Consider the following 26821-nt stretch of genomic DNA (forward strand, 5'->3'; position numbering starts at 1 on the left):
CAACGCAAACGCGACTGTTGGGTTTACGCGGCGAACTTCGAGAGCCGGCTCATTTCCTGCGTCACCAGCTCACGGTACGGACCGTGGCTCTGCATCAGGCGGTCCGGTGCGCCGTCCTCGATGATCTTGCCGTGCTTCAGCACGATCACGCGGTCGAAATTGCGCAGCGTTGCGAGGCGATGCGCAATCGCGATCACGGTGCGGCCGCGCATCAGCCGCGTCAACGCCTCGCGGATCGCTTCCTCGGATTCGCTGTCGAGCGCCGCGGTGGCCTCGTCGAGCAGCAGGATCGGTGCGTCCTTGACGAAGGCGCGCGCGATCGCGATGCGCTGACGCTGGCCGCCGGACATCTTCACACCGCGGTCGCCGACCATGGTGTCGAGCCCCTCCGGAAGACTGTCGATGAAGTCGCAGCGCGCCGCGATCGCCGCGCGCAGCACCTCGTCGTCGGTCGCGTTGGGCCGGCCGTAGCGGATGTTCTCGCGGATCGACCGATGGAACAAGGAAATATCCTGCGGCACGACCGAGATCGCCTCGCGCAGGCTCTGCTGCGTCACCATGGAAATATCCTGGCCGTCGACCGTCACACTGCCTTCGTCGGCATCGTAGAACCGCTGCAGCAGCGTGAACAGGGTCGACTTGCCGCCGCCGGACTGGCCCACCAGGCCGACACGCTGGCCGGGCTGGAGCCGCAGGCTGAACCGCTCAAAGATCTTCTCACCCCCGGGATAGCCGAAGGTGACGTTGTTATATGCGATCGCGGCGCCACTCTTGACCAGCGGCTCGGCCTCGGGGTGATCGCGCAAGTCATGCGGCACCAACAGCGTGGCGATCGCCTCGGTCAGGCGCGCAACATGCTGGGTAACGTCCACAAGCGCCACCGCAAGATCGCGGGTCGCATTGAGAATGGAGAGGCCGAGCGTACAGACCAGCACGACGTCGCCGGTGGTCGCCTCGCCCTGCTGCCACAGCGTGATCGCCCAGGCCATCAGCGCCACCGTCAGGACGACGGTCACGCCAGCGTGAATGAGCCGCAGCTTCTCCAGATACCGCAGGCTGCGACCCCGTGCAGTGACCTCACGGTTGACGGTGGCATCGAACCTTTCATGCTCGTGGCCGATACCGCAGAAAGCGCGCACCAGCGGCATGTTGCTGATGACGTCGATCATCTCGCCATCGACGGCGGCCGCCTTGTCGGCGAAGTCGTCATGCAGCGGCTTGCCGGCGGCAGCCAGACGGAACATCGCGATCACCATACCGCCCGCGATCACGATCAGGCCGAGCGCCATATAAGGACTGACTGTTCCAATCAGCGCGATGGCCGCAATTGTGGCAGCGCAGGGCGGCAACACATTCCAGACGAACATGTTTTCGACAGTGAACACCGCATTGGATGTGGCCGTAATGCGGCTCGTCAGCATGCCCGGCATCCGGTCCGAGAAGTAACTCGGTGCATGTCCCGTCAGATGACGAAATATGTCACGGCGTAAATCGCCCGTGACCCGCACAAACGTGAAGCTCGCTGTCCAGCTCGCGATCCGCCACAGGAAATTGTCGGCGGCGATCAGCGACATGAGCAGAATGAATGCCAGCCATACGCTACCGCCGTGCGAGGTTCCCGCCGACAAACTGTCGACCAGGGATTTGACGCCATACTGCGTGCCTACGGAGCAGGCAACGGCAGCAACGACCGCGGTCAGGATCACGAGATGCGATGCCAAACGCATCCGAAGATAGCGCAAGACAAAGGCAAATGGTCTGCGCGCGTATCCAGAAAGGTGATCCATATGACACTCGACCCCGTCGTGATGATTTCAATTGTTCTTGCTGGTCGATTGAACAGCGACCAGTTCGCCTCGGTTCCGGGCAAAGCCATCACGACATGCGGATGCGGACGATCTGCGAAGAGGTGATGGCAGCATCGAGACAAACGCCAGATGTGTCCAATAAGTAACGTCTGTTAAACGGAACTTCGCAACTGCGGGAACGTTCCCTTGGCTGGCATTGCCGGTGCTGACACGCTGGGGGTTTCAATATTCATGATCGCAGAGGAGATGGTGAGATGCGCATCGCGCAGGTAGCTCCGTTGACGGAAGCTGTTCCACCCAAGCTGTATGGCGGCACCGAGCGGGTGGTGCATTGGTTGACGGAAGAGTTGGTTGCCCTCGGTCACGATGTCACCCTGTTTGCCAGCGGAGATTCGCAGACGTCGGCGAAGCTGGACGCATTATGGCCGCGGGCGCTACGCCTCGACGGTTCCGTGCGCGATCCCAATGCGCTGCACATGGTGCTCCTGGAGCGCGTGCGGCAGAAATGTGACGACGAGGAGTTCGACTTCCTCCACTTCCATCTCGATTATTATCCGTGGTCGCTGTTCCACCGGCAGCCGACACCGTTTGTGACCACCCTGCATGGCCGGCTCGATCTTCCCGAACATCAGCCGGTGTTCAACACCTTCTCCAAGGTCCCGGTGATCTCGATCTCGAACGCGCAGCGGCGGCCGGTGCCACAGGCAAACTGGGTGAAGACGATTCACCACGGCCTGCCGGAGAATCTGTTGACGCCGAAGCCCAAGAAGCAGGAATACCTCGCCGTGCTCGGTCGCATTGCGCCGGAGAAAGGCGTCGACCGCGCCATCAAGATCGCGATGCATTGTGGCATTCCACTGAAGATCGCGGCCAAGGTCGACCGCGCCGATCAGGACTATTACGACGAGCTGATCAAGCCCATGATCGTGAACAATCCGCTGGTCGACTTCATCGGCGAGATCGGCGATCACGAGAAGTCGGACTTCTTGAGCGGTGCGCTCGGCTTGCTGTTGCCGATCGACTGGCCGGAGCCGTTCGGCCTCGTCATGATCGAAGCCATGGCCTGCGGAACGCCGGTCGTCGCCTTCAACCGCGGCTCGGTGCCCGAGATCATCGACGAGGGCCTCACCGGCTTCGTGGTCGAGGACGTCCTCAGCGCCGCCGGCGTCGTCAGCCGCCTCGCGCAGCTCGACCGCAGCGCCATCCGCAAGCAGTTCGAGACGCGCTTTACGGCGCGGCGAATGGCGCTGGATTATCTGGCGGCGTATCGCAACCTGCAGGAAGCGCAGGCACCGCGGATCAAGCTGGTGAGCAGCGCGGAGTAGCAGACCAACAAACGGTGTCTGCGCCCTACTCTATCCACGCGTCATTGCGAGCGGAGCGAAGCAATCCAGACTGCCTCCGCGGCGAGTTTCTGGATTGCTTCGTCGCAAGGGCTCCTCGCAATGACGATGGGGAGAGCTACGCTCGCAATGACGGAAGCCCAGCGATGCCCTACGCGACCACCGTCCGCTTCGGCTCGACGATCTCGAACATCCGCGGGAATTCGTCCATCAGCCCCATCAGCTCGGCGAGCCGCATCGGGTTGCCTGACAGCTTGACCTTGCCGGCGGCGACCGCTTCCGGAAAGCTTGTGAGCTTCGCGATCACCTCGTCCAGCGTCGCCCGCGCCAGCGTAAAGCTGGCGTCGGCTTTCTCGGCCTGCACGCCTTCCGTATAAGTCAGCGCGCAGTTCTCCAGATTGAGCACAAACGTCTCGCCGGTATCCGAAAAACTCCAGTTCAGCACGATGTGCTTTCCTTCCGCCTTCGGGCCGTTGAGGCGGATGCCGAGCACGTCCCATAGCTGCTCGGTGCGCAGCGCCGCCAGCGTCTCGCGCGGCATCGGCGCACGCGGCGGCGTCTTCGGCATGCCCCGGCGCAGTTCCTGGGCACCGAACAAATAGGCGTTGCGCCAGGTCGAGCTCTCGGCGGCGTAGCCGAGTTGCTCCAGCGTGTCGGCCAGCAACGCGCGCGCCGCTGCATGATCAGGCTCGGCAAAGACGAGATGGCCGAGCGCCTGCGCCACGAAACGGAATTCGCCCTTGTCAAAATCCGCGCGCGCCCGCGTCAGGATCGCGTCGGCGCCGCCCATGTATTCGACATACTTCTTCCCCGATTCCACCGGCGGCAGCGGATCGAGATTGACCGGATTGGCGTCGTACCAGCCAAGATATTTCTGGTAGATCGCTTTCACATTGTGCCTGATGTGACCGTAATAGCCGCGGCCGTGCCAGGCACCCTCAAGACTCTTCGGCAGCTGGATCGTCTCAGCGATCTCCGCGGCATTCAGGCCGTGGTTCATCAAACGGATAGTCTGGTCATGCGCGAATTTGTAGAGGTCGCGCTGCTCGCGGATCATGGTGTCGATGCGCTCGCGGCCCCACACCGGCCAGTGGTGCTGGCCGCACATCGCCTCGGCCTTGCCGCCCCACAGATGCAGCGCCTCGTTGAGGTACTTCGACCATGCCAGCGCATCGCGCACGTCCGCGCCACGGAACGGCAGCAGATTGTGGAAGTTATGCGTGCAGTTCTCGGCAAGGTTCAGCAGCTTGTAGCGCGGAAGAAAGAAATGCATCTCCGCCGGCGCTTCGCTGTTCGGCGCCATCTGGAATTCGAATTCGACGCCGTCGATAACGCGCGTGTCGCCGGTCGCCATGATCAGATCGGTCGGCCGCAGCAGCGCAACCGCGCCCGCCGCCATGGTCTTGCCGAGGCCGCAATCGACCTGCCCCCGCACGCCCTTGGCCAGGAACGGCCCGAACTGATACTGCGCCCGACGCAACATCGCCGGCCCCGCGATGATGTTCTCGGAGACGGCGTGTTCCATGAACAGGTTCGGCGCGATGATCGGCACGCGCCCTGTCGCCAGCGCATCCTGCTCGAGCACGCCGCGCGCGCCGCCCCAGTGATCGGTGTGGGTGTGCGTGAAGATCACGGCCGCGACCGGGCGCCGGCCGCGATGCTTGTAGTACAGATCGAGCGCGGCGCGCGCGCCCTCGATCGAGGTCAGGGTATCGACCACGATGACGCCACTGTCGCCCTCGATCAGCGTCATGTTGGCGATGTCGAGCCCGCGCACCTGGAAGATTCCGGGCACGACCTCGAACAGGCCGTGCTGCATATTGAGCCGCGACTGCCGCCACAGGCTGGGATTGACCGTCGGCGGCGCCTGTTCGCTGGACAGAAAGCCATAGGGCTCCAAGCTCCAGACCGTCCGCCCCTGCGGGTTCGCGATCTTCGCGTGCTCGATCGTGCCGAGGAAGCCTCGCGCAGCGTCGTCGAAATCCCGCGTGTCGGAAAACGGCAGTGCGTTCAGCATCGCCTCTTGCTGCGCAATGACGGACGGCGTTGCGTCCTTCGGCTCGTTGCTGGATGTGTCGGTCATTTGCGTCCTCCCGGCCTGATCCGCGGCATCTAACCGCATCTCGTGGTCGATTGCCATCGCGCGGAGGAGTACGTAGCCCGGATGGAGCGCAGCGCAATCCGGGGCCTTCTGTCGAACTGCCAAAGAGCCCGGATTTCGCTTTCGCTCCATCCGGGCTACGACGTGCCGCTTAATGCATCCCCAGCACCCGCGGCAGCCACAGCGTCAAATCGGGCCAGTAGGTCACGATGACGAGGAAGCCGAGCATGGTGAGGAGCCACGGCATCACCGCGCCCGCGAGATCCGTGATCCGCATTCGGGCTATCATCGATGCGACATAGAGGTTCAAGCCGACAGGCGGATGGCAGAGGCCGACCTCCATGTTGACGTCCATGACGATGCCGAAATGGACGAGGTCGATGCCGAGCTTCTTCGCGGCCGGCGCCAGGATCGGCGCCATGATCAGGATGATCGAGTTCGGCTCCATGAAATTGCCGGCGAGCAGCAACAGCACGTTGACGACCAGCAGGAAGCCCACCCAGCCAAGGTTTTGCGCCGCGATCCAGTCGGCCAGGACCGTCGGCAGGTTCTCGTTGGCCAGCACGAATGAGAACAGCACCGCGTTGGTGACGATGTAGAGCAGCATCGCGCTGGTGTTGGCGGCGCGCAGCAGCACCCTCGGCACGTCCTTCATGCCGATGGCCCTGTAGACGAAGACCGAGATGAAGAACGAGTACACCGCCGCCATCGCCGCCGCTTCGGTGGCGGTGAACAGGCCGCTATAGATGCCGCCGATGATGATGACGACCAGCATCAGGCCCCAGATGCTCTCGCGGAAGGCGTGAAAAGTCTCGCCCCAACTCGCCTTCGGCAGCCGCGGATAGTCGCGACTGCGCGCGAGCCACCAGGTGACGATGCAGAGCATCGTCGTCAGCAGGATGCCCGGCAACAGGCCGGCGACGAACAGCGCGCCGATCGAGGTGTTGGTCGAGACCGCGTAGACGATCTTCGGAATCGACGGCAGCATCAGGATGCCGAGCGAGCCGGCAACGGTGATGATGCCGGCGCCGAAGCGCATGGGATAGCCGTGGCGGACCATCTCCGGCAGCACGATGGCGCCGATCGCGGCAACAGTCGCCACGCTCGAGCCGCACACCAGCGCGAACATCGCGCAGGCGACGATGCCGGCAAGGCCGAGACCGCCGTGCCAGTGCCCGATCAGTGAGGTCGCGAAATTGATCATGCGGCGCGCGACGCCGCCATGGGTGAGGAAATTGCCAGCGAGGATGAAGAACGGGATCGCCATGATCTCGAAGCCTTCGATACCCGTGAAGAGCTTCATCGAGACCGCTTCGATCGGCACCGTGGTCAGCGTGAACAGGAACGTCATCACGGTGAGGCCGAGCGCAATCGAGACCGGGATGCCGGTCAGCATCAGCGCGATCAGCAGCGCGAACACGGTGACGGCGCGCAGCCAATGCGGCAACAAGACGACGCCAAACTTCTCGGCAAGGCACATCGCGAAGATCAGGATCGGCGCCATGATCAGGATCACGCCGAGCGGCGAAACCTTTCGCGAGGCAGCCCTGGTTGCGGCGCCGGCGGGCTGCGGATGCAGCGCCGGCGAGGCGTCGGCTTCGACGCCCTCGACATGGCTTTCGTCATGATGCGGCAGCTCGCCGGTCCAGAAGTAGGACCACGAGACCTGGAGGAAGCGGAAGCACATCAGGCCGGAGCCGAGCGGGATCGCCAGATAGACGAACCACATCGGCGCTTCCAGATCGTTGGACTGCTGGCCGGTCTTGAACATCTCGGCGACAAAGGAGGCGCCAAAGGCGGCGATCATGCCTGTGAACAGCGCGCCGCAGAGCAGCGAAAACAAGATGACATGCTTGCGCGAATGCTCGGGCAAGCGATTGACGAGGAGATCAACGCCGACATGGATGCCGGTGCGCACGCCATAGGCCGCGCCGAACTTCGCCATCCAGATGAACATGTAGATGCAGAGTTCCTGCGCCCAGGACAGATCCAGCTCGGACAGGAAGGTGAACACCGCCATCGACAGCGACGCCAGCCAGGTCATCCCGTGCGCCGCGGCCCATCGCGAGAACACGATCGATTCGCCCGCACCGTAACGGTGCACGACAGCGATGAAGATCAGCCCCGTTGCAGCCGCAATGAGCGCCGCGATCAACCATTCTTCGAGATGATTGAGCCCCTGGTTGAGCACGCGAAGCAAATCAAAGTCCCCCTATCGATACGAAACGGTCGGGAGTGAACACACTCCCGACCGTTGGTATTATTCTCCCGGAAAACGCGTCAGTTCATCTTGACGTCGAGTTCCTTGGCGATGAGATCGAGCACTTCCTGCCCGACCCGGCCCTTGGCCCACGCATAAGTCGGCCGCATTGCTTCCTGCCATGCCTTGCGGTCGGCGTCAGTCAGATAATGCAGCTGGGTCTTGCCCGTCTTCTTGATCTCGGCCAGCGCGTCCTCGTTCTCCTGGTGCGCGATCTGGTTGGTGTATTCGGTCGCGTCCGCCATCGCCTTCTCGAGCTGGGTGCGGATATCAGGCGGCAGGCCGGACCAGAACTTCGAGTTGACGATGACGGCGTATTGCAGATGCGCGTGATAGGACACGGTGATGTCCTTCTGCACCTCGTAGAATTTCTGCGTCAGGTAGTTGGACGCCGTGTTCTCGCAACCGTCGACCACGCCGGTCTGCAGCGCCTGGTAGACTTCCGAGAACGCCATGATCTGCGGGATAGCACCAAGGATACGGAAATACTGGTCGGCGATCTTCGATCCGGAGATACGGAATTTCAGACCTTTGAAGTCCTCCGGCTTGATCAGCGGACGGTTCGACGACACCATGTGGAAGCCGTTGTCCCAATAGGCGAGCCCGGTGATGCCTTTCGTCTCGAGTTTCTTGAACAGCCATTTGCCGACCGTGCCCTTCATCGCGGCGGAATAGGTCGCTTCGTCCTTGAACAGCCAGGGCAGGTCGAGCGCCTCGAATTCCTTGATGCCGAGCGGCGCGAATTTCGCCGTCGATGGCGCGAGCATTTGCACCGAGCCGAGCTGGAGCGCCTCGATCTCCTCCTTGTCCTTGTAGAGCGAGGAGTTCGGATAGACTTCGATCTTGACCTTGCCGTCGGTGTACTTCTCGGCAAGCTCCTTGAACTTCAGCGCGCCCTTGCCCTTCGGGGTATCGTTGGCGACGACGTGGCTGAACTTGATGATGATCGGGCTCTGAGCCTGGGCCAAGTCTGAAGACAAGACAGGAGCCAAAGCGAACGCGGCCGCAGCGACCACAAACAGCAGTTTGTGCATGAAAGACCTCCCCAACAACCTCGGAAACCGGGTTCATTTTTTGTTTTACGGTTTCAGTAGTGGCAGCAATCCGTACCCTGAACAACTAGACCTAAGCCCAATTTGCCGCAGCGAACCTATGCCGCAGCGACGCTATCTTGACGGCGGTCGCATGCGCAACCCGGCGGCCGCTCCCGTCTCGGGGAGCGAGCGCTTATGTCGCATCGCCGAAACGCAATTAACCTTTGCGCTGGGCAACCATGAACAGCCGCCGGAACGGGAACAGCGTCTGCCCCGCAGCATTCTTCGGATAGGCCTTCGCGACCCGTTCGCCATAGGCCGCTTCGAACGCGGCCTTCTCGTCGCCCTGCAGCACGTCGAGATAGCGCGTCAGCCAGGTCCCCTTGGTCCATTCCTTGACGGGATTCTCGCCTTCGAGGACCTGAAGATATTCGGTCTCCCAGATGTCGATATTTTGCGACAACGGCGCGAGCAGATCGTGATAGAAGGCCGGCCCCTCGACCGGCGGCGGCGTCACGAGGTGCTGGACCTTGGACCGCCAGGGCCCGTTCAGAGCGGTCTCGCCGATCAGCACATGGGATGGCGCCAGGAAGTTGCGTGGCATCTGCACTGCAAGCATGCCACCGGGTGCGACCTTTTCCATCACCGAAGGGAAGAGCGCCGCATGATTGGGCAGCCAGTGCAACGCAGCATTGGAGTAGACGACGTCATATTGCTTGCCGGGACGCCAATGACCGAGGTCTTCATGTGACCATTCCACGTCCGGCGCGGCTTTGCGCCCCGCGGCAACCATCTCGGCCGAACCCTCGACGCCGGTCACCGCGGCGGACGGCCAGCGCTCCTTGATCAGCTTCGTGACATTGCCGGCGCCGGCGCCAAGGTCCGCGACCGTGCGCGGGCCAACATCGGGAATCCGCATCAACAGGTCGACCGCGGGCCGGAGCCGGTGGCCCGAAAATTTCAGATATTGCTGCGGATCCCATACCATAATCTGCGCCTTTTCTTTTTCGTATTTCCTTCGCCGTCGCGCTTGGTTACCACTGCTCGTCCCGGTCGGGCAAATCGCCGCACCCGGGACAGGGCGGGAAACGAACACCAAACCAACTGCAAAGCGCAAAAAAGCGAACAAGAGAGCGTGTGATCATGGACCTCGGGTTGAAATCGAAAACCGCTGTCGTCACCGGAGCCAGCATCGGCATCGGCCGCGCCATTGCTAAAGGCTTGGCTGCCGAAGGCGTGCGCGTGGTGGGTGTGGCGCGGCGCACCGACCTGCTGGCCGAGCTGGTGAAGGACGTCGGCGGCGGGCTGATCACGCCGTTCGAGCAGGACGTGATGGCCAAGGATGCAGCGGAGAGGATCTCAGCATTCGCGCTGGGGGAGCTCGGTCATGTCGACATCCTCATCAACAATGCCGGCGGCAGCCGCCCGCTGCCCGTCGATGCGCCCGACAGCAATTGGGACGAGGCGATCGCGTTGAATTTCACCAGCTACCGCCGCATCGCGCATGCTCTGCTGCCGCAGATGATCGAACGCAAATGGGGCCGCATCGTCAACATCACCGGCAAGTCCGAGCCGGAAGGGCTGAATGCGGCATTCGCCGCGAAAGCCGCTGTGCACGCCTGGGCCAAGGGCCTGTCGCGCGAGATCGGCGAGCACGGCATCACCATCAACTGCATCCCGCCCGGCCGCATCATGAGCGAACAGATCCGCCGCAACTATGCGCCGGATTATCGCGAGCGCTTTGCCGAGGAAGAAATTCCGGTCGGCTACTGGGGCGAGCCGGAGGACCTCGCGGCGCTCGCGGTCTTTTTGGCGTCACCGGTAGCGCGCTACATCACGGGAACGGTGATCCCGGTGGATGGCGGGTTGCGAAGGTACCAGTTTTAGCGCCGCATGGGATTGCGCTGCCTAGCCCGTAGGATGGATAGAGCGCAGCGAAACCCATCACCAGCGCGCCGAGAAAAATGATGGGTTTCGCAAGTGCTCTACCCGACGCCCGATGTTGTCCATCGGGCATCGCCGTCGTCCTCCGCTTACTTCTCCGTCTTGTACGACTGGTTCTTCGCAATCGTCACCCAGCGGCCGTTCTTGATCTGGCCGATGGTTGCGGCGGAGACGCCGAGGTGGTTGTCCTTGGAGAAGGACACCGGGGCGCCGCCAAAGATGTCTTCGAATACCTTGCCGGATTCCATCGCGGCGATCAGCGAATCCGTAGTCAGGTTCTTGCCGGCGAGGCCTGCATAGAACGCGAACGCCATCGCGCCGTCATAGCCCGAGGTCGACTGCAGGTTCGGATCGATGCCGAACATCTTGTGATAGGCCTCGATGAATTCCTTCACCTTGCCCGTCGCCGTATCCGGATAGAAGATCTCGGTCTGGCCGACACCATAGATGCCTTCAGCGGCGTCCTTGCCGAGCTCATGCAGGTCCGGCACGTAGCTCGGTGACGAAACCACATAGGTCGGCGTCCAGCCCAGCTTCTTGGCGGCGGTGACGATGCCGACGGATTCGCGCACCACCGAGCCGAGCGCGACGAGATCGCAACCGTCCGCCTTCATGCGCGCGACCTGCGAGTTGAAGTCGGTCGCTCCGCGCTTGAAGGACACGCGCGTGGCCTCCGGCAACTTCATATCCTTGAGCTGATCGGAATAGGCGTCGGTGAAATTCTTTCCCATCTCGTCGTCCTGATAGACGATGCAGGGCTTGCTCAGCTTGTTGTGCTCCATCACGTATTTGATGCCGAGGCGCATCGTGTCGTAATAGGGGCTGAACATGTTGAACTTCAGCCGATCCTCGGGCTTGGCCGGATCCATCTTGAAGGTGAATTCGGCAGCCGTGATCGGGAACAGATGCGTCAGGCCGGCGCCCTGCACCAGCGGCATCGGCGCCAACGTGGTCGCCGAGCCCATCGCCGAGACGATCGAGAATGCCTTGTCGAGCTCGATCAGCTTCTGCGTCTGCAGCACCGCTTTCTTCGGATCGTAACTGTCATCCTCCAGGATGAGCTTGATCTTGCGGCCGTTGATGCCGCCCGCGGCGTTGATCTGCTCGACCGCGAGCTTCATGCCGGATGAGGCCGGAACGCCCCACGATTTGATCGGCCCGGAAAGATCCATATGCGTGCCGATCACGATCTCCGTGTCGGTGACGCCCTGGGTTTTGAACTGCGCGAGCGCGGGCTGCGCCGCCACTCCCGTGAGTGCGACGATCGCGGCTGACAAAAGGAAACGTGAGGTCATGACTGCTATTTCTCCCTGTGCTCTGGTTATGCGCTCTGTGAAATGGCGCTTTCGCTTAACGAACGGTTTTGCGGGCGCAGCAAGCGGCGGCGCAGCACGAGCATAGCGCTGATCTCGGGATCGCCGGGACCGAGCGCGCGCTCGATCAAGGTAAAGTCGTCGATCTTCACCGGCGCCCGCGCATTGGTCTGCGCAATCACACCGGCGATCAGCGCGCGAATGTCCTGCGAGCGGCACAGGCTGAGGAAGTGCGTGAACGGGATGCTGTTGTCCTGCGCGAACTTGATCACGGGATCGGGGTCCATCAGGACCGCGGCGATCACCCTCCCCTGATCGTCGCGATGCAGGAAGGCATCGGCGACGTAGGGCGACGTGACGAGATCGGCTTCGTTTGTCAGACATGCGGCCCCGCCGTCACGGTCGAGCAGATCCGCGACGCGGCCGACCGGATGCGATTGGCCGGCATGGACGACATCACCACTGTGCCACCAGCCGTCGCGGATCGCATTCGCGGACTCGCCGGCATAACCGACGAACAGCGTATCGGACCGCAGCCGGAGCTCGCCTGAAGCAAGCGTCTCCAGCGTCACGCCATCGAGCGCTTTGCGCGCGCCGCGATGCGTGACCAGAGTTACGGCTCCGCCGGACTCGGCGTGACCATAGGCATCGGTGAGCGGCCGACGGATCGCGGCGAACCAGGCTCCGACATCGGAGCGCGCCGATGCGCCGGTCGTGAGGCAAAGCCGTGCCCGCGACAGGCCGATGCGATCACGAACGGGAGCCAGCACCAGCGCATCGAGCAGCGGGTTTGGCCCGTCGCTTCCCGGCTTCACAGCCATGGCGATCACGCGACGCTGAAACTTCGTTGCCTCGGCTGCGGCGAGCTCGACACCGGACTTCAGCTTCGCCCACAGGCGCGGCGGCGCCTGGACGACAGTCGGCTGCAATTCCCTGAGATCGCTGAGCGCGGTCTCGCGGCTTTCGGGGAAGTTGATGATGCAGCCCGCGAGCAGCGAGGCGTAGACGCCGACCACGCGCTCCATCACATGATGCAGCGGCGTCAGCGACAGGCGCTCGTCGCTCGAGCCCAATTGCAGCGCACTGGCGGCACGCGCGGCCTGCCGGCCGAGCGCGGCCTGCGTGAGCAAGGCGCCGCGCGCGGGCGCGGTGACGCCTGATGTCAGCACGATCGCGGCGACGGACGTCGCGGCGGGTGCAGGAAGCGGTTCGGTGCCTCCCCCTCGTGCCTGCAGCTCCGCCAGCGTCATCACGTGATCGACGCGCGCGCCATCGTCCCATTGCTCGTGCATGACGACGATCAGCCGTAGCTTCGGGCAGCGATCCCTGATTCCCAGCGCCCGATGCAGATGCGCATCGCCGGCGACGAAGAGAATAGTGACGCCAAAGAGATTGACGAGACGCGCCAACTCATTGGCATCAGCATCGGCGTCAAGCCCTGCCGAGATGCCGCCGGCGACCATGATGCCGAGATCGGCGAGCACCCAGTCCGCGCAGGTATCGCCGCAGATGGCCGCGACGTCCTTGTCTTGCAGGCCTGTGACGCGCAGGCCGCGCGCGATTGCGGCGATACGCGTCACGGTCTCCGTGCCGGTGAGCGGCTGCCAGAGCCCGTAGCGCTTCGAGCGCATCACCGTCGCGCCGCCGTGCGCCTCGAGCGCGGCAGTGAGACGTGCCGAGAGAGCCTCGGTTTCAGCGCCCGCCATGACCACCTTCACTATGCATGCCCAGATAGAATTCGCGGACCTGGTCGGACTGGAGCAAATTGGCGCAGGTGTCGTGCATCACCACGCGGCCGACCTCGAGCACATAGCCGTAATGCGCCGTCTCCAGCGCCATCTTCGCGTTCTGCTCGACCAGCAGGATCGAGACGCCCTCCTCCGCATTGAGACGGCGGATGATCGCAAAAATCTCCTTCACCAGCAGCGGCGAGAGGCCGAGCGACGGCTCGTCCAGCAGCAGCACCTTTGGGCGGCTCATCAGGGCGCGGCTGATCGCCAGCATCTGTTGTTGGCCGCCGGAGAGCTGACCCGCGATCTGGTTCTGCCGTTCGCGCAGCACCGGGAAATAATCGAACACTTTCTCGAGGTCGCTGGCGACACTCTTGCTGTCGTTGCGGATATAGGCGCCCATCCGTAAGTTATCGCGCACGCTGAGGAACGGAAACACTTCGCGCCCCTCCGGCACGTGGCTGATACCGAGCCGGACGACCTTGTCCGGCTCCATCGCGCGGATCTTCCGCCCCTCGAACTCGACCGTTCCCTTCACGGGATCGAGCACGCCTGAGATGGTCTTGAGGATGCTGGTCTTGCCCGCGCCGTTGGCGCCGAGCACGGTGACGATCTGTCCCCGCATCAAATCGAGACTGATACCGCGGATCGCGGTGATCGGCCCGTAGGTGCTCTCGACATTGGCGAGACGGAGGATCGGTTGCGTGTCCATCGTCATGCCCCGAGATAGGCCGCGACGACGTCGGGATGGCTCTGAACCTCCGCAGCCGTGCCGAGCGCCATCATCTTCCCGTAGTTCAGCGCGAGCACGCGGTTGGAGACGCGGCTGACGAGCGACATGTCATGCTCGACCATCAGCACGGTGATTCGGAGACGGCGGTTGATCTCCAGGATCCATTCCGCCATCGCATTGGTCTCCTCGACATTGAGACCGGACGACGGCTCGTCGAGCAGCAGCAGTGTCGGCCCGACGCACAACGCGCGCGCAACCTCGATCACCTTGCGGACGCCATAGGGAAGTGCGCCGATCGTGGTGTCGCGGTATCTTTGCAGCCGCAACACGTCCATGACCTCCTCGGCGGCGCGCCGGTGGGCGACCTCCTCGTCACGCACCTTTCGGGTACGCAAGATATCCTGCCAGGCGCGCGTGGTCGAATGCCGGTGGCGGCCGACCAGGAGGTTCTGCAAGGTGGACGCGCTCTCGAACAGCTCGATGTTCTGGAACGTGCGGGCGATGCCGCGTCCGGCGATCTGTTGCGCCGATAGCCGCGTGACGTCCTCGTCGCGAAAGATGATCTGGCCCGCGCTCGGCGTGTAGAGCCGGCTGATGAGGTTGAACAGCGTGGTCTTGCCCGCGCCGTTCGGCCCGATGATGGTGAAGACCTCGCCCTCGTTGAGTCCGAACGAGATATTGTCCACGGCCGTGAGGCCGCCGAACTTCACCGTCAGGTTCTTGACGTCGAAGAAGGTCATCGGCGCTCGGACTTCAGGAACATGCGGGGTGGACGTGCGCTGCGTTGGCGTGCCAGCGGAAATTGCTTGAAATAGGCCTTCACGCGTTGCCAGCGGCCGTCGAGGCCCATCGGCTCATGGATGATGAAGACGATGATGATGAGGCCGAAGATCAGCGACTTCAGGCCGGGCGCGTTGACCACGCGCAGGACACCGGCCTGGATCGCCTGGGTCACGGTATCGGGCAGGAACAAGGCGTGCGTCAGCGCGTCGCTCCACAACGGCACCTTGTCCTTGAGGATGATAAGCAGCGGATCGGCCATGATCATGAAGATCGCGCCGAACACCGCACCGCGCAGGCTCACCAGCCCGCCGATGATGATGATCATGACGAAATCGATCGAGACCGACAGGCTGAACATCTCCGGCGAGATAAACGACATCTTGTGCGCATAGAGCGCGCCGGCAATCCCGGTGATGCCGGCGGACAGTGCGAAGGCCGTCGTCTTGTAGCGGGCGGTGTCGATGCCCATGCTGCGCGCCGCGGTCTCGGAGTCACGGATCGCCATGAAGGAGCGCCCGGTCGAGGAGCGGATGATGTTGATGGCGGCGAGAATCACCAGCACGGTGACGAGCAGGCAGAGGTAATAGAAGCCCTCGTTGCCGAGCTTCAGCCCGAACAGTGACGGCGGCGGCAGCATCAGGCCTTCATTGCCGTTGGTGACGCTCTCCCAGCGCGCGATGATCTCCTCGACGATGAAGGCGAACGCGAGCGTGGCGATCGCGAGATAGATCCCGTGCAGGCGCAGCGCCGGCAGACCGACGAGATAGCCGGCAATCCCGGTGAAGACACCGGCGAGCGGCAGATACAGCACCAGGGGAATACCGTGCTTCTGCGCCACCGCCGTGAAGTAGGCGCCGATCGCGAGGAAGGCGGCGTGGCCGATCGAGACCTGCCCCGCCTGCCCCGACAGGATATTCAGCGCCACGCCGACGATGGCGTAGATCATGATGAAGACGAGTTGGCTGAGATAATAGGATTCGATCACATAGGGCGCAGCGATCAGGCCCGCGATCAGCACGGCATACCAGAACATCGCGGCCTTCGACGGAAAAAGCGGATCGCTGTCGCCGTAACCGGTGCGGACATGATGGGCCATGCCTTACACCTTCTTGACGGCGTTGAGGCCGAACAGGCCCTGCGGCTTCCACAGCAGCACGGCGAGCAGGACGACATAGGCGGCGACGTCCTTGAAGCCCTCAGGTAGATAGAAGCCGGACAGCGACTCGACGATGCCGATCGTGATGCCGCCGGCGACCGCGCCAGGAATCGAGCCGAAGCCGCCGAGCACCGCGGCCGGAAACGCCTTGATGCCGAGGAAGCCGAGATTGGCGTGGATCAGCGTGATCGGCGCCAGCAATATCCCGGCGGCGCACGCGACCATCGCGGAGAGGCTCCAGACCAGCGAGAACATCCGCTTGACCGGAATGCCCATGTAATAGGCCGCGAGCATGTTCTGCGACGTCGCCTGCATCGCGATGCCGACCCGCGTGAAGCGGAAGAAGGCATAAAGCGCCGCGCACAGCAGGATCGTCGCGACGATGATGGAGAGCGCGTCCCAAGCGATGACAAGCTGGCCGATCTTGAACACGCCGTCGGTGAATGGCGTCTCGATCCGGAGATCGTCCGTGCCCCAGATGATGCCGACCAGCGCGCGGATCACGAGCCCGAGGCCGATCGTCGCCATCACGATCGAGAATTGCGGATAGCCGAGGATGGGGCGGAGCACGAGCCGCTCCATGATCGCGCCGAGAATGGCCATCGCGATCACGCACAGCAGGAATGAGAGCCAGTAATTCAGCCCGAGCGTCGTGATGAAGGTGACCGACATGAAGGCGCCAAGCATCATGATCTCGCCCTGCGCGAAATTCACCACCTCTGTCGCCTTGTAGATCAGCACGAACCCAAGGGCGATCAGCCCATAGACGCACCCCAGCGCGACGCCGCTAATGACTTGCTGCGTGAAATCGAGCATTTCCGTCCCATGCGCGCTGCGCCCATTTTTTTCGATATGAGAACGGTCGATGATGTTAGTCAAGCAGCTAATTAACTCGATGCTGCGACCATCGAATGAGACGTGATGCCGCGCGCAATCGCTTCGAATAGCGCCTTGCCACAAGACTTCGAAATGCGGCTGTATGCCTGAAGGCGAACGGCGCTGACATCATCGACCAGGTCAAGCGCGCAACACCTATTCTTTCTTCGTCCGGTAATCCCCGAACGCGGTGTCGCGCTGGTCGAGCTGGGCCTTCACGCTGCTGCCATCGCGGCGAAAGCTGCCCATGTAGGCCTTGCTCGCCTCGGTGGTGAAGGCCAAAGCCTGGATCTCGGTGCCCGCGCGGATGGCGGCGCGGGCGCCCATGATTTCCATCGCGCGGTGCACACTCCGCTTGTTGAGCTGTTGCAGCTCGACCGGCACTTTCGCGGCGCGCTCGGCGAAATCGAGCGTCTTCTCGTCCAGCTCGGCGAGCGGGAAGGACCGCGTCGCATAACCCCAGTCGGCGGCTTCGCGGCCGGACATCGCATCGCCCGTCAGCATCAATTCCATGGCGCGGCGCATGCCGACCAGCCAGGGGTGATATTGCATGTCGGGCGGACTCATCAGCCGCACCGGCGGATAGCCGATCTGCGCATCGTCGGCGACATAGACGACATCGCAGGCGGTCGCGAGCTCGGTACCGCCCGCAAGACAATAACCGTGCACCTGCGCGATCACGGGCTTGGCAAGATCCCAGATCCGGAACCAGCCCTCGACCACGTGGCGCGACCATTGCCCCGGTCCGGACGCCGAGTGATAAGGCTGGTCGACGCGGTTGTCGGCGGAGAGATCGTAGCCGGCTGAAAAGCACGGCCCCGCGCCGCGCAGGATCGTGATCGAGACGCCGCCATCGCGATCGGCCTCTTCGAGCACCTCGAAAATTTCGCTGCGCAGAAGATTGTTCAGCGCGTTGCGCTTCTCCGGCCGGTTCAGCGTGATGCGCCGGACGCGCGGACGCGGGTCATCGACGATGATGTGCTGGTAGCCCATAAAGATCCTCCCGATCGTCAGGCATTTTTGCCTTTGAGCAAAGTCATGCCCGAGATCAGGAGGGTTGTCATCGGCCGCGAATGCAGATCACCCCTCGTGGCCCGCTGTTCCCAGCGCATCGCGCCGCCATGCACCCGGGCTGACACCCGCGATCGCGGAGAAGACCCGCGTGAAGTGGCTCTGGTTGGCAAAGCCCGCCGAGATCGCAACCTCGGAGAGCGACAGACCACGCACGCTCATCAAGAGCTTGGCCGTTCTCACGCGATGATGAAGAAGCCAGCGATAAGGCGGCAGGCCGGTCGAGGCGCGAAACGCGCGCGAGAAATGGCTAACCGACAGTCCGAGCTCGGCCGCGATGGCCTGCAACGGCAGCTTGCCGCCGAGATCCGCTTCGAGCTTGTCGCAGGCACGCGCCAGCTGCCATGGCGCAAGCGCACCCCGGCTGGTCTCGGCCTTTTGCCGAAAGCCTCCATAGGCCTGAGCGACGTGGGCGGTGAGCCCCAGCATCATGTGGTCGATGAAGAGCTGGTTGGCCTCATTCGGCCGGCGCAGTCCTTCGCGCAAGCAAGCGCCGATATGGCGGACGATGGCATCATCGTGCCCGACAAGCCGGCAATCCAGCGTATCGATGCGTCGCGCCCCCGATTGATCGGCGAGACCGTCGAACGCCGAACGCGGCACGTAGAAATGCAGCGAGTGAAGCGGCTTGTCGATCACGTAGCGCGGGTCGGTCTTGAGATCGTACAGATAGGTCGTGCCGGAGTAGACGTCCGTCTTCTTGATGTGACGGCCCTCCCCCCAGATCTCGCACTCCGGATAGTCGCGCAGCTTCAGACCGATGAGATAGGCATCTTCCGCGGCAAACGAGCCGGAAAGACCCGGCACGGGATTGTCGTTGCGCGTTTCCGTGACCGCGATCTCGGTGCTGCGCAGCGAACGGGTCACCAGCGTGGGCGGCGCTTGCTCGAGGCGGAGAAACTCTCCGAGCCGTTCACCGTAAGCGCCTGTCCTGGTCATCGTCGGTCTCTTCTGTGAAGGTTCGAGAGCAGGTCACAGCAACCCGCCATTTCGAGACCGGTATATCGGGTATTCGCCCATTGCTGGCCACGACCGACGACGTCGCACCCGACAGGGCCTGCCGCTTCGCCCCGGACCAGACTCACATCAAAATTCGGCAATCATTTCAAAACGATCTGGCTCATGCCGCGACGACCGGAGGGTGTCGTCGAACCGAGCGTGGACATCACGACTTTTCACAAACGCACGCGAGGCGCGCGTGTGAGGCGTCCGCGGAGCAGGATCAGGCAACGCAGGGCAGCATCAGGCAAGACGCGGATTTTCGCGCAGCCTACTACCCGATGCCCTCACACGAGCAGAAGTCCATGAGCAACGTCGTCCTGCGCGAGTCCTCGAATGAAATCCCCGCCGCGTCTCAAGCGCAGCGCGACGTCGCCCCGACCGGCGACCGGCCCGTTGCCGATGTGGAGATGGCCCGCGTGCTCGGAACGGTGCCTTTTCGCATGGCACTGGACCCCTCCGGCGCCGGGATTGCCCACTGGAAGCACGAGCCGTTGCACGACGTCGTCGAGCCCATGAGCCACCACGTCATCATGGCCTACAACGGCTCGGTCCAGCGCATGGAGCGGCGGTCCGGACGATCTGTCGCGATCGGGACGTTTCGCCCGGGCGCCGTGATCATCATTCCGGAAGGATCGAGCTCCCGGTGGGACATTCCGAAACCCGTCGACGTCGTTCAGCTCTATCTTCCACAGGCCACGCTGAAGCGCGTTGCGGACGAGGCCGAAGCCAGCTCGCCGGCCGATCTCCTGGAGCGAACCGCGCATCCCGATCCCGTGACGTCGCGATTGCTCCTGAGTGCGGCGGATGTTCTGGAAGGTAACGAGGCGCTGGACACGCTGTTCAGGCAGCAGCTCATGGATTTGCTGGCGACGCGCCTTCTCGCTGCACACAGCGGCTCGCCGAACATGATCGCACCGACAAGAGGTGGCCTGGCGCCGAAGACGCTGCTTCGCGCCATCGAGCGGCTGCGCTCGGACAGCGATGCCGACGTCTCGCTCGCGGCGCTCGCCGCCGAGGCCGGTCTGTCGCGCTTTCACTTTTGCCGCGCATTCAAGGACAGCACCGGGCTTTCCCCGCATGCCTGGCTGCGCCAGCACCGGCTCGAGCAGGCCATGAACATGCTGCGCGATAGCGACGCGTCCGTCGTCTCGGTCGCGGCCACGCTCGGCTACTCCTCGCAGACCGCCTTTGCCGCCGCGTTTCGAAAGCTGACCGGGGAATCGCCGAGCGATTGGCGCCGCCGCGCGCGTTAGCAGCAATCGCGCTTCAATCGCGTCAATCCCGCTGGGGCATCAGCCGATGCAGTTCAGTAGAACTCATGGTGCCCCTACCACTGAAATGGAAATTGCAAATGGCTTTGATCAGTTCTGTCAGCCGGCTCGCCACCACCTCACGACGAAAAATTCTCGCAACGACGCTCATGTACGCGGCGTCGGTGACCGTCCGCTCCACCTCGGCCGCGGGCAGCGACATGAAAGCCGCAGCCCTCTCGACCGGGAAGAACGACGTTGCGACGTCAGTCACGACCAGCGACGGCGTAAAAATCTTCTACAAGGATTGGGGACCGCAGTCCGCGCAGCCGATCGTCTTCCATCACGGCTGGCCGCTCAGCGCCGACGACTGGGATGCCCAGATGCTCTTCTTCCTCGGCAAGGGCTTTCGCGTGATCGCGCATGATCGCCGCGGCCATGGCCGCTCGAGCCAGGTCAGCGACGGGCACGACATGGATCATTATGCGGCCGACGTCGCCGCCCTCGTCCAACATCTCGATCTTCGCAACGCCATCCACATCGGCCACTCGACAGGTGGCGGCGAGGCAACGCGCTACGTCGCGCGTCATGGCGGGGATCGTGTGGCCAAACTGGTGCTCATCGGTGCCGTGCCACCCTTGATGCTCAAGACCGAGTCCAATCCCGGCGGATTACCGCTCGAGGTGTTCGATGGCTTGCGCCGGCAACTTGCCGCCAACAGGTCGCAGTTCTACCTCGAATTCGCGAGCGGTCCTTTCTATGGCTACAATCGTCCCGGCGCCGAGCCGTCGCAGGCCGCGATCTGGAACTGGTGGCGTCAAGGCATGATGGGCAGCGCCAAGGCCCATTACGAGGGCATCAAGGCCTTCTCCGAGACCGACTTCACTCAGGATCTGAAAGCCATCACCGTGCCGACGCTGGTCCTGCACGGCAGCGACGACCAGATCGTCCCCGTTGCCGACTCGGCGCCGCTGTCGGCCCGCCTTCTGAAGCACAGCACGCTGAAGATCTACGACCTGCTGCCGCACGGCGTCTGCACGACACATCCCGATATCGTCAACGCCGACTTGCTCAAATTCGTGACGGCGTAACCCGCGCTTTCATCGCAATCATCTCAACCAAGGAACAATCGACATGCGCATCGTCATCATTGGCGCCGGCTTCGCCGGCATGTATGCCGCGCTTTCCGCCGCCCGCCTTCGCGACATCCAGGGTGTATCGCCAGAAAAACTCGAGATCGCACTCGTTGCGCCCGAGCCGACGCTGGTGGTTCGCCCGCGGCTCTACGAACCGAAACCCGAAACGCTCACAGCACCGTTGCAGGACGTGCTGAAAGCGATCGACGTCGTCTATATCAAGGGCAGTGCCGAGGCGATCGATACCAAATCGGGGATCGTCGAGATCGCTGCCGCACAAGGCACCAGGAAGAAGCTGTCCTATGACCGGCTGGTCGTCGCCACCGGCAGTCGGTTGTTCCGCCCAAACGTTCCCGGCCTTGCCGAGCACGGCTTCAGCGTCGACCAGCTCGACGACGCCATCGCGCTCGATCGTCACCTGCGTGGCCTGTCGAGCCGCCCAGCCACGAAGGCACGCAATACCGTTGTGGTGGCAGGCGGCGGCTTCACCGGCATCGAGGCCGCAACCGAGGTGCCATCGCGCCTGCGCCAGATTCTCGGCAAGGACGCGGAGTTGCGCGTGATCATTGTCGACCGCAACCAGGCGATCGCCCCCGACATGGGCGCAGGCCCCCGCCCCATCATCGAAGATGCGTTGCGCAAGCTCGGCGTCGAGACCCGGCTCGGTGTCGGCGTCGCATCGCTCGACAAATCCGGCGTCACGCTCTCCAGCGGCGAGCATATCGAATGCGAAACAGCGATCTGGGCCGCTGGCATGCGCGCGGCTCCGTTGACGGCTCAGATCCCTGCCGAGCGCGACCAATTCGGCCGGCTGCTGGTCGACCGTGAACTCCGCGTGCCGTCGGTAAATGGCGTCTTTGCGACCGGCGATGCCGCACGGGCCGCATGTGACGATGTCGGCAACTACGCGCTGATGTCGTGTCAGCATGCGACCCGGATGGGCGCGTTTGCCGGCAACAACGCCGCCGCCGAGCTGCTCGGCGTTGCGACCAGGCCTTATCACCAGAAAGCCTACGTGACCTGCCTCGACCTCGGCGAAGCCGGCGCGGTGTTCACCCGCGGCTGGGAGCGCACAGTCGAAATGGTCGGCGACGTCGCCAAGAAGACCAAGCAGGAAATCAACACGGTCTGGATCTATCCGCCCCAAGCCGAGCGCGCCGCAGCCCTCGCCTCGGCCGATCCGGAGCGCGTCACCGCTCTCTAAACTGCCCACCACTCGTAAACTTCAACAGGAGACCAACATGAATCTGCACAACAAGTCCTACCCCGCGACATCGAAACCCGAAGAGCTCGTCCCGTCACGCTACGCCGTGCGTATCGGCGAGATCGACGTTCTGGTGGTCAGCGACGGCGTACTGCCGCTCCCGACCACCATGCTGGCGCACAACGCCGCCCCGGCCGATCGGGCAAATTGGCTGAACGACATGTTCCTGCCGCCCGACGCATTCGACTGGGCGCTGAATGCGGTGATGGTGCGCAGCGGCGACAAGACCATCCTCATCGACGCCGGACTGGGCTCCGACCCGGACCTGCACCTGCCGCGGGCCGGTCAGTTGATCAAGCGACTGGAGGCCGCCGGGATCGATCTGGAGTCGGTGACCGATCTGGTGCTGACCCATATGCACATGGACCATGTCGGCGGGCTACTCGTCGACGGTGTCAAGGAGCGGCTGCGCAAGGATCTGCGCATCCACGTGGCGGCCGCCGAGGTCAAGTTCTGGGAGGCGCCCGATTTCTCGCGTGTCGCCATGCCGCCCGGATTCCCGGACGCGCTTCGGGCGACCGCCAAGCGGTTCGTGAAGGAATACGGCAGTCAGATCCGGCCGTTCGACGAGCAGCACGAGGTTGCACCTGGCGTCGTCGTCCGTCGCACCGGCGGTCACACGCCGGGACACAGCGTGGTTCGCGTGGCGTCCGGCGGCGACGCACTGACATTCGCCGGCGACGCCGTGTTTGCTGTCGGGTTTGAGCAGCCCGAGTGGCACAACGGCTTCGAGCACGATCCCGAGGAAGCAGCGCGCGTTCGTATCCGTCTTTTGCGAGAGCTCGCGAAGACGGGCGAACTGCTGGTGGCCACGCACATGCCATTCCCGTCCGTCGGCCATGTCGCGGTCGCCGGCGACGCCTTCCGCTGGGTGCCGGTGTTCTGGGATTACTGATCGCAATTGAGCGAAAGCAATCGGAGCGCGGGCTCACCGAACACGTGAGTTCGCGCTCTGCTGCTCTGGAGTGACGTTGTTCCTGCATCGAGACGTTGGACCGCCCCCTTCGCAACTGGTCTGCGGCTCGGGCTAGACGCAGTGCGTCGGGCGCTATGCATTGACTCGGGAGCGGAATTACTCCCGCCTCGACGTGTGCCAGTATGGGTTCACTCATTTCGCGTTGTTCGATCGACGATCGCGTTCGCTGCACGACATCGCTGATATGGCTACTCCAATGGCAGCACCTTCGCCGCCATATCTGGAGCGCGGCTGACCCTGTAGGTCGCGTTGCCGCATTTCAGGACCCAGACCGCATAGTCCGGCCTGGAGCGCTTGGCATCTCTTGTCGCACGGAGCGGTCGATCACAGGCAAAGCCTTGCGTGCGGATCTGCGCAGCGAGCGTGCCCTTCGGCGTTTCGTCCGCGGCTTGCGCGGCGGATATCATCAGGTCGGTATGATATCTGCTTTCGGTCGGCAACAACGCGGCGAAGAGAACAATGCCTGCAAACAGATGAACAGGCGTGACAACATTGCGATGCATCATAAGGCCTCCCAACTACGCGGACGATCGATAAAGCTTGAATGACCGAGAAGCGTGTACACGCGGCTTTTATAAAGCGTGCTGCAAACTTTCGCTACAACCGAGGGTTTTGACACCGCCAATCTCCGAATCCAGCGCAAACTTTGAGCTTTGCTGGGCCGCCCGCGCAGCCGATTGCTGCGGCGCACGTTCTGCTCGACCGGGATCGCGACAATTTGTCCCGTCACGTTCCGCGTCATTTCCGCGACGCAGCCGGTCACCGTCACGCGACCCGACGGCGCGAGATAATTAAAAAGCGCAGGAAGCGTCGCGAGGATAAATCCGCCGAACAACAGTGAAATCGTCCCCGACAACCAGCTCCACCGCGCGATTCTGAATTTTGAAAACACGACCCATAGCGCAACGAGATAGAGGCACAGAATAAAATCATGGCTGGCCCTCGTTCTCTTGTGCTATTGTAATACCCGTGGAGGTAGCATCACCCTTTTTTGAAGTGCTGTAAGCCCATAAGCCCATCACGTTTAATTCCAGCCGCGTTTTTGCTTTTGTGGACGCCATGCGGCGTTAACTGCAGCCGATGTTGCACGCTTCGATGGACGACCTCTCGCTCTGAACGAGAGTGCTTTAGCTGTATGCCGGTGCGGTCGGAGCGGCAGCATATGCAGCGCCTTACTACGCGCGTCCGGCCTGCGGCTACTATCCGTATCCGCCCTGTTATTGAGAGGGAACGTTGAGGCAGGCGCTGCGTCGCAGTGCCCGCGCGATACCGGGACTATCGTTCCCGGCAGAATTGTTTCCACAAGCAAATGTAAGGGAGATCGTTCCATGATTTTCACCCGTCGCAACGTGACGATTGGCGGCATGAGCCTGCTTGCCAGTGCCTCGATGAGCACCATGAGCCGTGCCGAGCTTGGTGAACTCCTCGGCATTGGCGAAGGATTTGAGGATTTCGCGCTCGCTACCGACGCCTACATCTTCGGCTATCCGCTGGTGACGATGGAAATGACGCGACGTGTCGTTACCAATGTCGCCGCGCCAGTCGGAACCCGCGGGCCGATGGGTCAGATCATCAAGCTGCGCAAGTATCCGGATGCGAGTTTCCGCGACGTCACAGCCCCCAATGCCGACACGCTCTATACGACGTCGTTTTTCGACGTCGGCAAGGAGCCGTGGGTATTGAGCATCCCCGACATGAAGGGACGTTACGCCCTTTTTCCGATGCTGGACGGCTGGACCACCGTGTTCCAGGTGCCAGGCAAGCGAACGACCGGCACCGGCGCGCAGACCTATGCGATCACGGGTCCGGGATGGAAGGGCACGCTGCCGACGGGAGTCAAGGAGCTCAAATCGCCGACCAACATCGTATGGCTGCTCGGCCGCATCTATTGCACCGGCACACCCGATGATTACGCCGAGGTTCACAAGCTTCAGGACCAATGCGCACTGGTGCCGCTGAGTGCGCACGGCAAGCCCTATACACCGCCTCCGGGCACTGTTGATCCATCGGTCGACATGAAGACGGCTGTGCGCGAACAGGTGAACAAGATGGATGCCGCGGCGTATTTCACGCTGCTGTGCAAGCTCATGAAAGACAATCCGCCCGCCGCGGCGGATGCGCCGCAGCTCGCCAAGTTCGCCAGGATTGGAATCGTGCCGGGACAGGATTTCGATGCGAGCAAGCTCAAGGCGGACTTCGTCAAGCGCGTTCCGGAAATCGCCAATGACCGGATCATGCTCCAGTTCAAGGTCAACAAGGACATGAAGGACGAGAACGGCTGGGGCTTCACGACCAAGACCGGCATCTACGGCACGGACTATCTGATGCGGGCGCTAGTCACCGCCATTGGCCTTGGCGCCAATCGTCCGCAGGACGCCGTGTATCCGACATCGCAAAAGGACGCCGAGGGCCGGAAATACAGCGGCGCCAACAAATACGTGGTGCGATTCCCCAAGGGGCAGCTGCCGCCGGCACAAGGCTTCTGGTCGCTGACGATGTACGACGCCAGCTACTTCTTCGTGAGCAATCCGATCAACCGCTACTCGATCAGCGCGCGCGAGCATCTGAAATCGAATCCGGACGGGTCCACCGATCTCTACATCCAGAAGGATTCCCCGGGGAAGGACAAGGAATCCAACTGGCTTCCGGCACCATCCGGCGATTTCGTCCTGATGATGCGGCTGTATTGGCCGAGCGAGAAGAACCCCTCGATCATCAATGGATCGTGGAAGATTCCGGCGGTGAGGAAAGCTGAAGCCTGAAGAGAGGAGAGCGGATTGGCGCAGCGCAATTCGCCGCCTTGAAAGACGACGCATTGATGGCTCATTACACCGAAGCCCGCACTTCTGTACGGGCTTCGGTGGACAAAATTCGCCTTGGCGCTCTGGCATTGTTGCGATCCTGTGTCTGAGCTAAAGCGATCGGCAATGTCGCCGGAGCACATCCGAGCAGGCAATCCGCGAAAGCATCATCCAGCCCTCCCGTTTGCGCGGACATTCTATCTGCCATTGAGTCGGAATAGCAGCCCTTAAACGGCACGT

General features: G+C 62.8%; 22 protein-coding genes and 1 pseudogene. 7 read left to right on the forward strand and 16 right to left on the reverse strand.

What is annotated here, in order from left to right; all coding sequences use genetic code 11:
- Positions 1–23: 23 nt before the first annotated feature.
- Positions 24–1787: an ABC transporter ATP-binding protein gene (locus ABIA96_RS01800; RefSeq protein ID WP_354135295.1), complete on the reverse strand. Its 1764-nt coding sequence runs from the start codon at positions 1785–1787 to the stop codon at positions 24–26.
- Between the two features lie 275 nt (positions 1788–2062).
- Between ABIA96_RS01800 and ABIA96_RS01805 the strand changes: the two genes are divergently transcribed.
- Entirely contained in the window at positions 2063–3133 is a 1071-nt protein-coding gene (locus ABIA96_RS01805; RefSeq protein WP_354135296.1) for a glycosyltransferase family 4 protein, read from the forward strand.
- A 169-nt stretch (positions 3134–3302) separates the two neighbouring features.
- Here the strand turns inward: ABIA96_RS01805 and ABIA96_RS01810 are convergent, their stop codons facing one another.
- The 5 genes and pseudogenes from ABIA96_RS01810 to ABIA96_RS01830 all read right to left on the reverse strand — a co-directional run bounded on the left by ABIA96_RS01810 (position 3303) and on the right by ABIA96_RS01830 (position 9534).
- Positions 3303–5234, reverse strand: a complete 1932-nt coding sequence (locus ABIA96_RS01810; RefSeq protein ID WP_354135297.1) for an alkyl/aryl-sulfatase — start codon at positions 5232–5234, stop codon at positions 3303–3305.
- Between the two features lie 169 nt (positions 5235–5403).
- A complete protein-coding gene (locus ABIA96_RS01815) occupies positions 5404–6687 on the reverse strand; it encodes a TRAP transporter large permease (RefSeq protein ID WP_354135704.1) in 1284 nt (427 codons plus the stop codon).
- A gap of 234 nt (positions 6688–6921) precedes the next feature.
- Positions 6922–7296: pseudogene (locus ABIA96_RS01820) on the reverse strand (TRAP transporter small permease); the annotation flags it as partial.
- Positions 7297–7532: 236 nt separating this feature from the next.
- Positions 7533–8546, reverse strand: a complete 1014-nt coding sequence (locus ABIA96_RS01825) for a DctP family TRAP transporter solute-binding subunit (protein WP_354135298.1) — start codon at positions 8544–8546, stop codon at positions 7533–7535.
- Between the two features lie 217 nt (positions 8547–8763).
- On the reverse strand, positions 8764–9534 hold the full coding sequence (locus tag ABIA96_RS01830) for a methyltransferase domain-containing protein (RefSeq protein WP_354135299.1): 771 nt from the start codon (positions 9532–9534) through the stop codon (positions 8764–8766).
- A gap of 155 nt (positions 9535–9689) precedes the next feature.
- On the opposite strand from ABIA96_RS01830, the gene ABIA96_RS01835 reads away from it, so the two are divergent.
- Complete coding sequence (locus tag ABIA96_RS01835) at positions 9690–10433, forward strand: SDR family NAD(P)-dependent oxidoreductase (protein ID WP_354135300.1); 744 nt, start codon at positions 9690–9692, stop codon at positions 10431–10433.
- A gap of 146 nt (positions 10434–10579) precedes the next feature.
- On the opposite strand, the gene ABIA96_RS01840 is transcribed toward ABIA96_RS01835, so the two are convergent.
- The 8 genes from ABIA96_RS01840 to ABIA96_RS01875 all read right to left on the reverse strand — a co-directional run bounded on the left by ABIA96_RS01840 (position 10580) and on the right by ABIA96_RS01875 (position 19091).
- A complete protein-coding gene (locus ABIA96_RS01840) occupies positions 10580–11785 on the reverse strand; it encodes an ABC transporter substrate-binding protein (protein ID WP_354135301.1) in 1206 nt (401 codons plus the stop codon).
- A 26-nt stretch (positions 11786–11811) separates the two neighbouring features.
- Positions 11812–13509 carry an AMP-binding protein gene (locus ABIA96_RS01845; RefSeq protein ID WP_354135302.1) on the reverse strand — a complete coding sequence of 566 codons (1698 nt, stop codon included), beginning with the start codon at positions 13507–13509 and terminating at the stop codon, positions 11812–11814.
- Positions 13496–14245: an ABC transporter ATP-binding protein gene (locus ABIA96_RS01850; protein WP_354135303.1), complete on the reverse strand. Its 750-nt coding sequence runs from the start codon at positions 14243–14245 to the stop codon at positions 13496–13498. The genes ABIA96_RS01845 and ABIA96_RS01850 overlap by 14 nt, the downstream gene beginning before the upstream one ends.
- Positions 14246–14247: 2 nt before the next feature.
- Positions 14248–15006 (reverse strand): ABC transporter ATP-binding protein, encoded by a 759-nt coding sequence (locus ABIA96_RS01855; RefSeq protein WP_354135304.1) that lies wholly within the window; start codon positions 15004–15006, stop codon positions 14248–14250.
- On the reverse strand, positions 15003–16145 hold the full coding sequence (locus ABIA96_RS01860) for a branched-chain amino acid ABC transporter permease (RefSeq protein WP_354135305.1): 1143 nt from the start codon (positions 16143–16145) through the stop codon (positions 15003–15005). Before ABIA96_RS01860 ends, ABIA96_RS01855 begins: the two co-directional genes overlap by 4 nt.
- A 3-nt stretch (positions 16146–16148) precedes the next feature.
- Positions 16149–17021: a branched-chain amino acid ABC transporter permease gene (locus ABIA96_RS01865; RefSeq protein WP_354135306.1), complete on the reverse strand. Its 873-nt coding sequence runs from the start codon at positions 17019–17021 to the stop codon at positions 16149–16151.
- 216 nt (positions 17022–17237) lie between these two features.
- Positions 17238–18074, reverse strand: a complete 837-nt coding sequence (locus ABIA96_RS01870; RefSeq protein ID WP_354135307.1) for an enoyl-CoA hydratase-related protein — start codon at positions 18072–18074, stop codon at positions 17238–17240.
- Between the two features lie 87 nt (positions 18075–18161).
- A complete protein-coding gene (locus ABIA96_RS01875) occupies positions 18162–19091 on the reverse strand; it encodes a helix-turn-helix domain-containing protein (protein ID WP_354135308.1) in 930 nt (309 codons plus the stop codon).
- 365 nt (positions 19092–19456) lie between these two features.
- Between ABIA96_RS01875 and ABIA96_RS01880 the strand changes: the two genes are divergently transcribed.
- The 4 genes from ABIA96_RS01880 to ABIA96_RS01895 all read left to right on the forward strand — a co-directional run bounded on the left by ABIA96_RS01880 (position 19457) and on the right by ABIA96_RS01895 (position 23699).
- Positions 19457–20407 carry a helix-turn-helix domain-containing protein gene (locus tag ABIA96_RS01880; RefSeq protein ID WP_354135309.1) on the forward strand — a complete coding sequence of 317 codons (951 nt, stop codon included), beginning with the start codon at positions 19457–19459 and terminating at the stop codon, positions 20405–20407.
- 218 nt (positions 20408–20625) lie between these two features.
- On the forward strand, positions 20626–21495 hold the full coding sequence (locus ABIA96_RS01885; RefSeq protein WP_354135705.1) for an alpha/beta fold hydrolase: 870 nt from the start codon (positions 20626–20628) through the stop codon (positions 21493–21495).
- Positions 21496–21538: 43 nt separating this feature from the next.
- Positions 21539–22744, forward strand: coding sequence for an NAD(P)/FAD-dependent oxidoreductase (locus ABIA96_RS01890; protein ID WP_354135310.1), 1206 nt, complete (start codon positions 21539–21541; stop codon positions 22742–22744).
- Between the two features lie 37 nt (positions 22745–22781).
- On the forward strand, positions 22782–23699 hold the full coding sequence (locus tag ABIA96_RS01895) for an MBL fold metallo-hydrolase (protein WP_354135311.1): 918 nt from the start codon (positions 22782–22784) through the stop codon (positions 23697–23699).
- A gap of 269 nt (positions 23700–23968) precedes the next feature.
- Here the strand turns inward: ABIA96_RS01895 and ABIA96_RS01900 are convergent, their stop codons facing one another.
- Together ABIA96_RS01900 and ABIA96_RS01905 are read right to left on the reverse strand one after the other, a co-directional pair.
- Complete coding sequence (locus ABIA96_RS01900) at positions 23969–24283, reverse strand: hypothetical protein (RefSeq protein ID WP_354135312.1); 315 nt, start codon at positions 24281–24283, stop codon at positions 23969–23971.
- Positions 24283–24672 (reverse strand): hypothetical protein, encoded by a 390-nt coding sequence (locus tag ABIA96_RS01905; protein ID WP_354135313.1) that lies wholly within the window; start codon positions 24670–24672, stop codon positions 24283–24285. The genes ABIA96_RS01900 and ABIA96_RS01905 overlap by 1 nt, the downstream gene beginning before the upstream one ends.
- 436 nt (positions 24673–25108) lie before the next feature.
- Between ABIA96_RS01905 and ABIA96_RS01910 the strand changes: the two genes are divergently transcribed.
- Positions 25109–26542: a DUF1254 domain-containing protein gene (locus tag ABIA96_RS01910; RefSeq protein ID WP_354135314.1), complete on the forward strand. Its 1434-nt coding sequence runs from the start codon at positions 25109–25111 to the stop codon at positions 26540–26542.
- Positions 26543–26821: the final 279 nt, after the last annotated feature.

This window comes from Bradyrhizobium sp. LB11.1, assembly GCF_040549385.1.
Taxonomy (GTDB): domain Bacteria; phylum Pseudomonadota; class Alphaproteobacteria; order Rhizobiales; family Xanthobacteraceae; genus Bradyrhizobium.

Excerpts from the sequence above, each read along its gene's own strand:
- ABIA96_RS01890 (WP_354135310.1), top strand. The coding sequence starts at position 21,539 with ATGCGCATCGTCATCATTGGCGCCGGCTTCGCCGGCATGTATGCCGCG.
- ABIA96_RS01835 (WP_354135300.1), top strand. The coding sequence starts at position 9,690 with ATGGACCTCGGGTTGAAATCGAAAACCGCTGTCGTCACCGGAGCCAGC.
- ABIA96_RS01825 (WP_354135298.1), bottom strand. The coding sequence starts at position 8,546 with ATGCACAAACTGCTGTTTGTGGTCGCTGCGGCCGCGTTCGCTTTGGCT.
- ABIA96_RS01805 (WP_354135296.1), top strand. The coding sequence starts at position 2,063 with ATGCGCATCGCGCAGGTAGCTCCGTTGACGGAAGCTGTTCCACCCAAG.
- ABIA96_RS01885 (WP_354135705.1), top strand. The coding sequence starts at position 20,626 with ATGAAAGCCGCAGCCCTCTCGACCGGGAAGAACGACGTTGCGACGTCA.
- ABIA96_RS01900 (WP_354135312.1), bottom strand. The coding sequence starts at position 24,283 with ATGCATCGCAATGTTGTCACGCCTGTTCATCTGTTTGCAGGCATTGTT.
- ABIA96_RS01855 (WP_354135304.1), bottom strand. The coding sequence starts at position 15,006 with ATGACCTTCTTCGACGTCAAGAACCTGACGGTGAAGTTCGGCGGCCTC.
- ABIA96_RS01840 (WP_354135301.1), bottom strand. The coding sequence starts at position 11,785 with ATGACCTCACGTTTCCTTTTGTCAGCCGCGATCGTCGCACTCACGGGA.
- ABIA96_RS01880 (WP_354135309.1), top strand. The coding sequence starts at position 19,457 with ATGAGCAACGTCGTCCTGCGCGAGTCCTCGAATGAAATCCCCGCCGCG.
- ABIA96_RS01875 (WP_354135308.1), bottom strand. The coding sequence starts at position 19,091 with ATGACCAGGACAGGCGCTTACGGTGAACGGCTCGGAGAGTTTCTCCGC.
- ABIA96_RS01850 (WP_354135303.1), bottom strand. The coding sequence starts at position 14,245 with ATGGACACGCAACCGATCCTCCGTCTCGCCAATGTCGAGAGCACCTAC.
- ABIA96_RS01870 (WP_354135307.1), bottom strand. The coding sequence starts at position 18,074 with ATGGGCTACCAGCACATCATCGTCGATGACCCGCGTCCGCGCGTCCGG.
- ABIA96_RS01810 (WP_354135297.1), bottom strand. The coding sequence starts at position 5,234 with ATGACCGACACATCCAGCAACGAGCCGAAGGACGCAACGCCGTCCGTC.
- ABIA96_RS01800 (WP_354135295.1), bottom strand. The coding sequence starts at position 1,787 with ATGGATCACCTTTCTGGATACGCGCGCAGACCATTTGCCTTTGTCTTG.
- ABIA96_RS01865 (WP_354135306.1), bottom strand. The coding sequence starts at position 17,021 with ATGCTCGATTTCACGCAGCAAGTCATTAGCGGCGTCGCGCTGGGGTGC.
- ABIA96_RS01895 (WP_354135311.1), top strand. The coding sequence starts at position 22,782 with ATGAATCTGCACAACAAGTCCTACCCCGCGACATCGAAACCCGAAGAG.
- ABIA96_RS01830 (WP_354135299.1), bottom strand. The coding sequence starts at position 9,534 with ATGGTATGGGATCCGCAGCAATATCTGAAATTTTCGGGCCACCGGCTC.
- ABIA96_RS01910 (WP_354135314.1), top strand. The coding sequence starts at position 25,109 with ATGATTTTCACCCGTCGCAACGTGACGATTGGCGGCATGAGCCTGCTT.
- ABIA96_RS01845 (WP_354135302.1), bottom strand. The coding sequence starts at position 13,509 with ATGGCGGGCGCTGAAACCGAGGCTCTCTCGGCACGTCTCACTGCCGCG.
- ABIA96_RS01860 (WP_354135305.1), bottom strand. The coding sequence starts at position 16,145 with ATGGCCCATCATGTCCGCACCGGTTACGGCGACAGCGATCCGCTTTTT.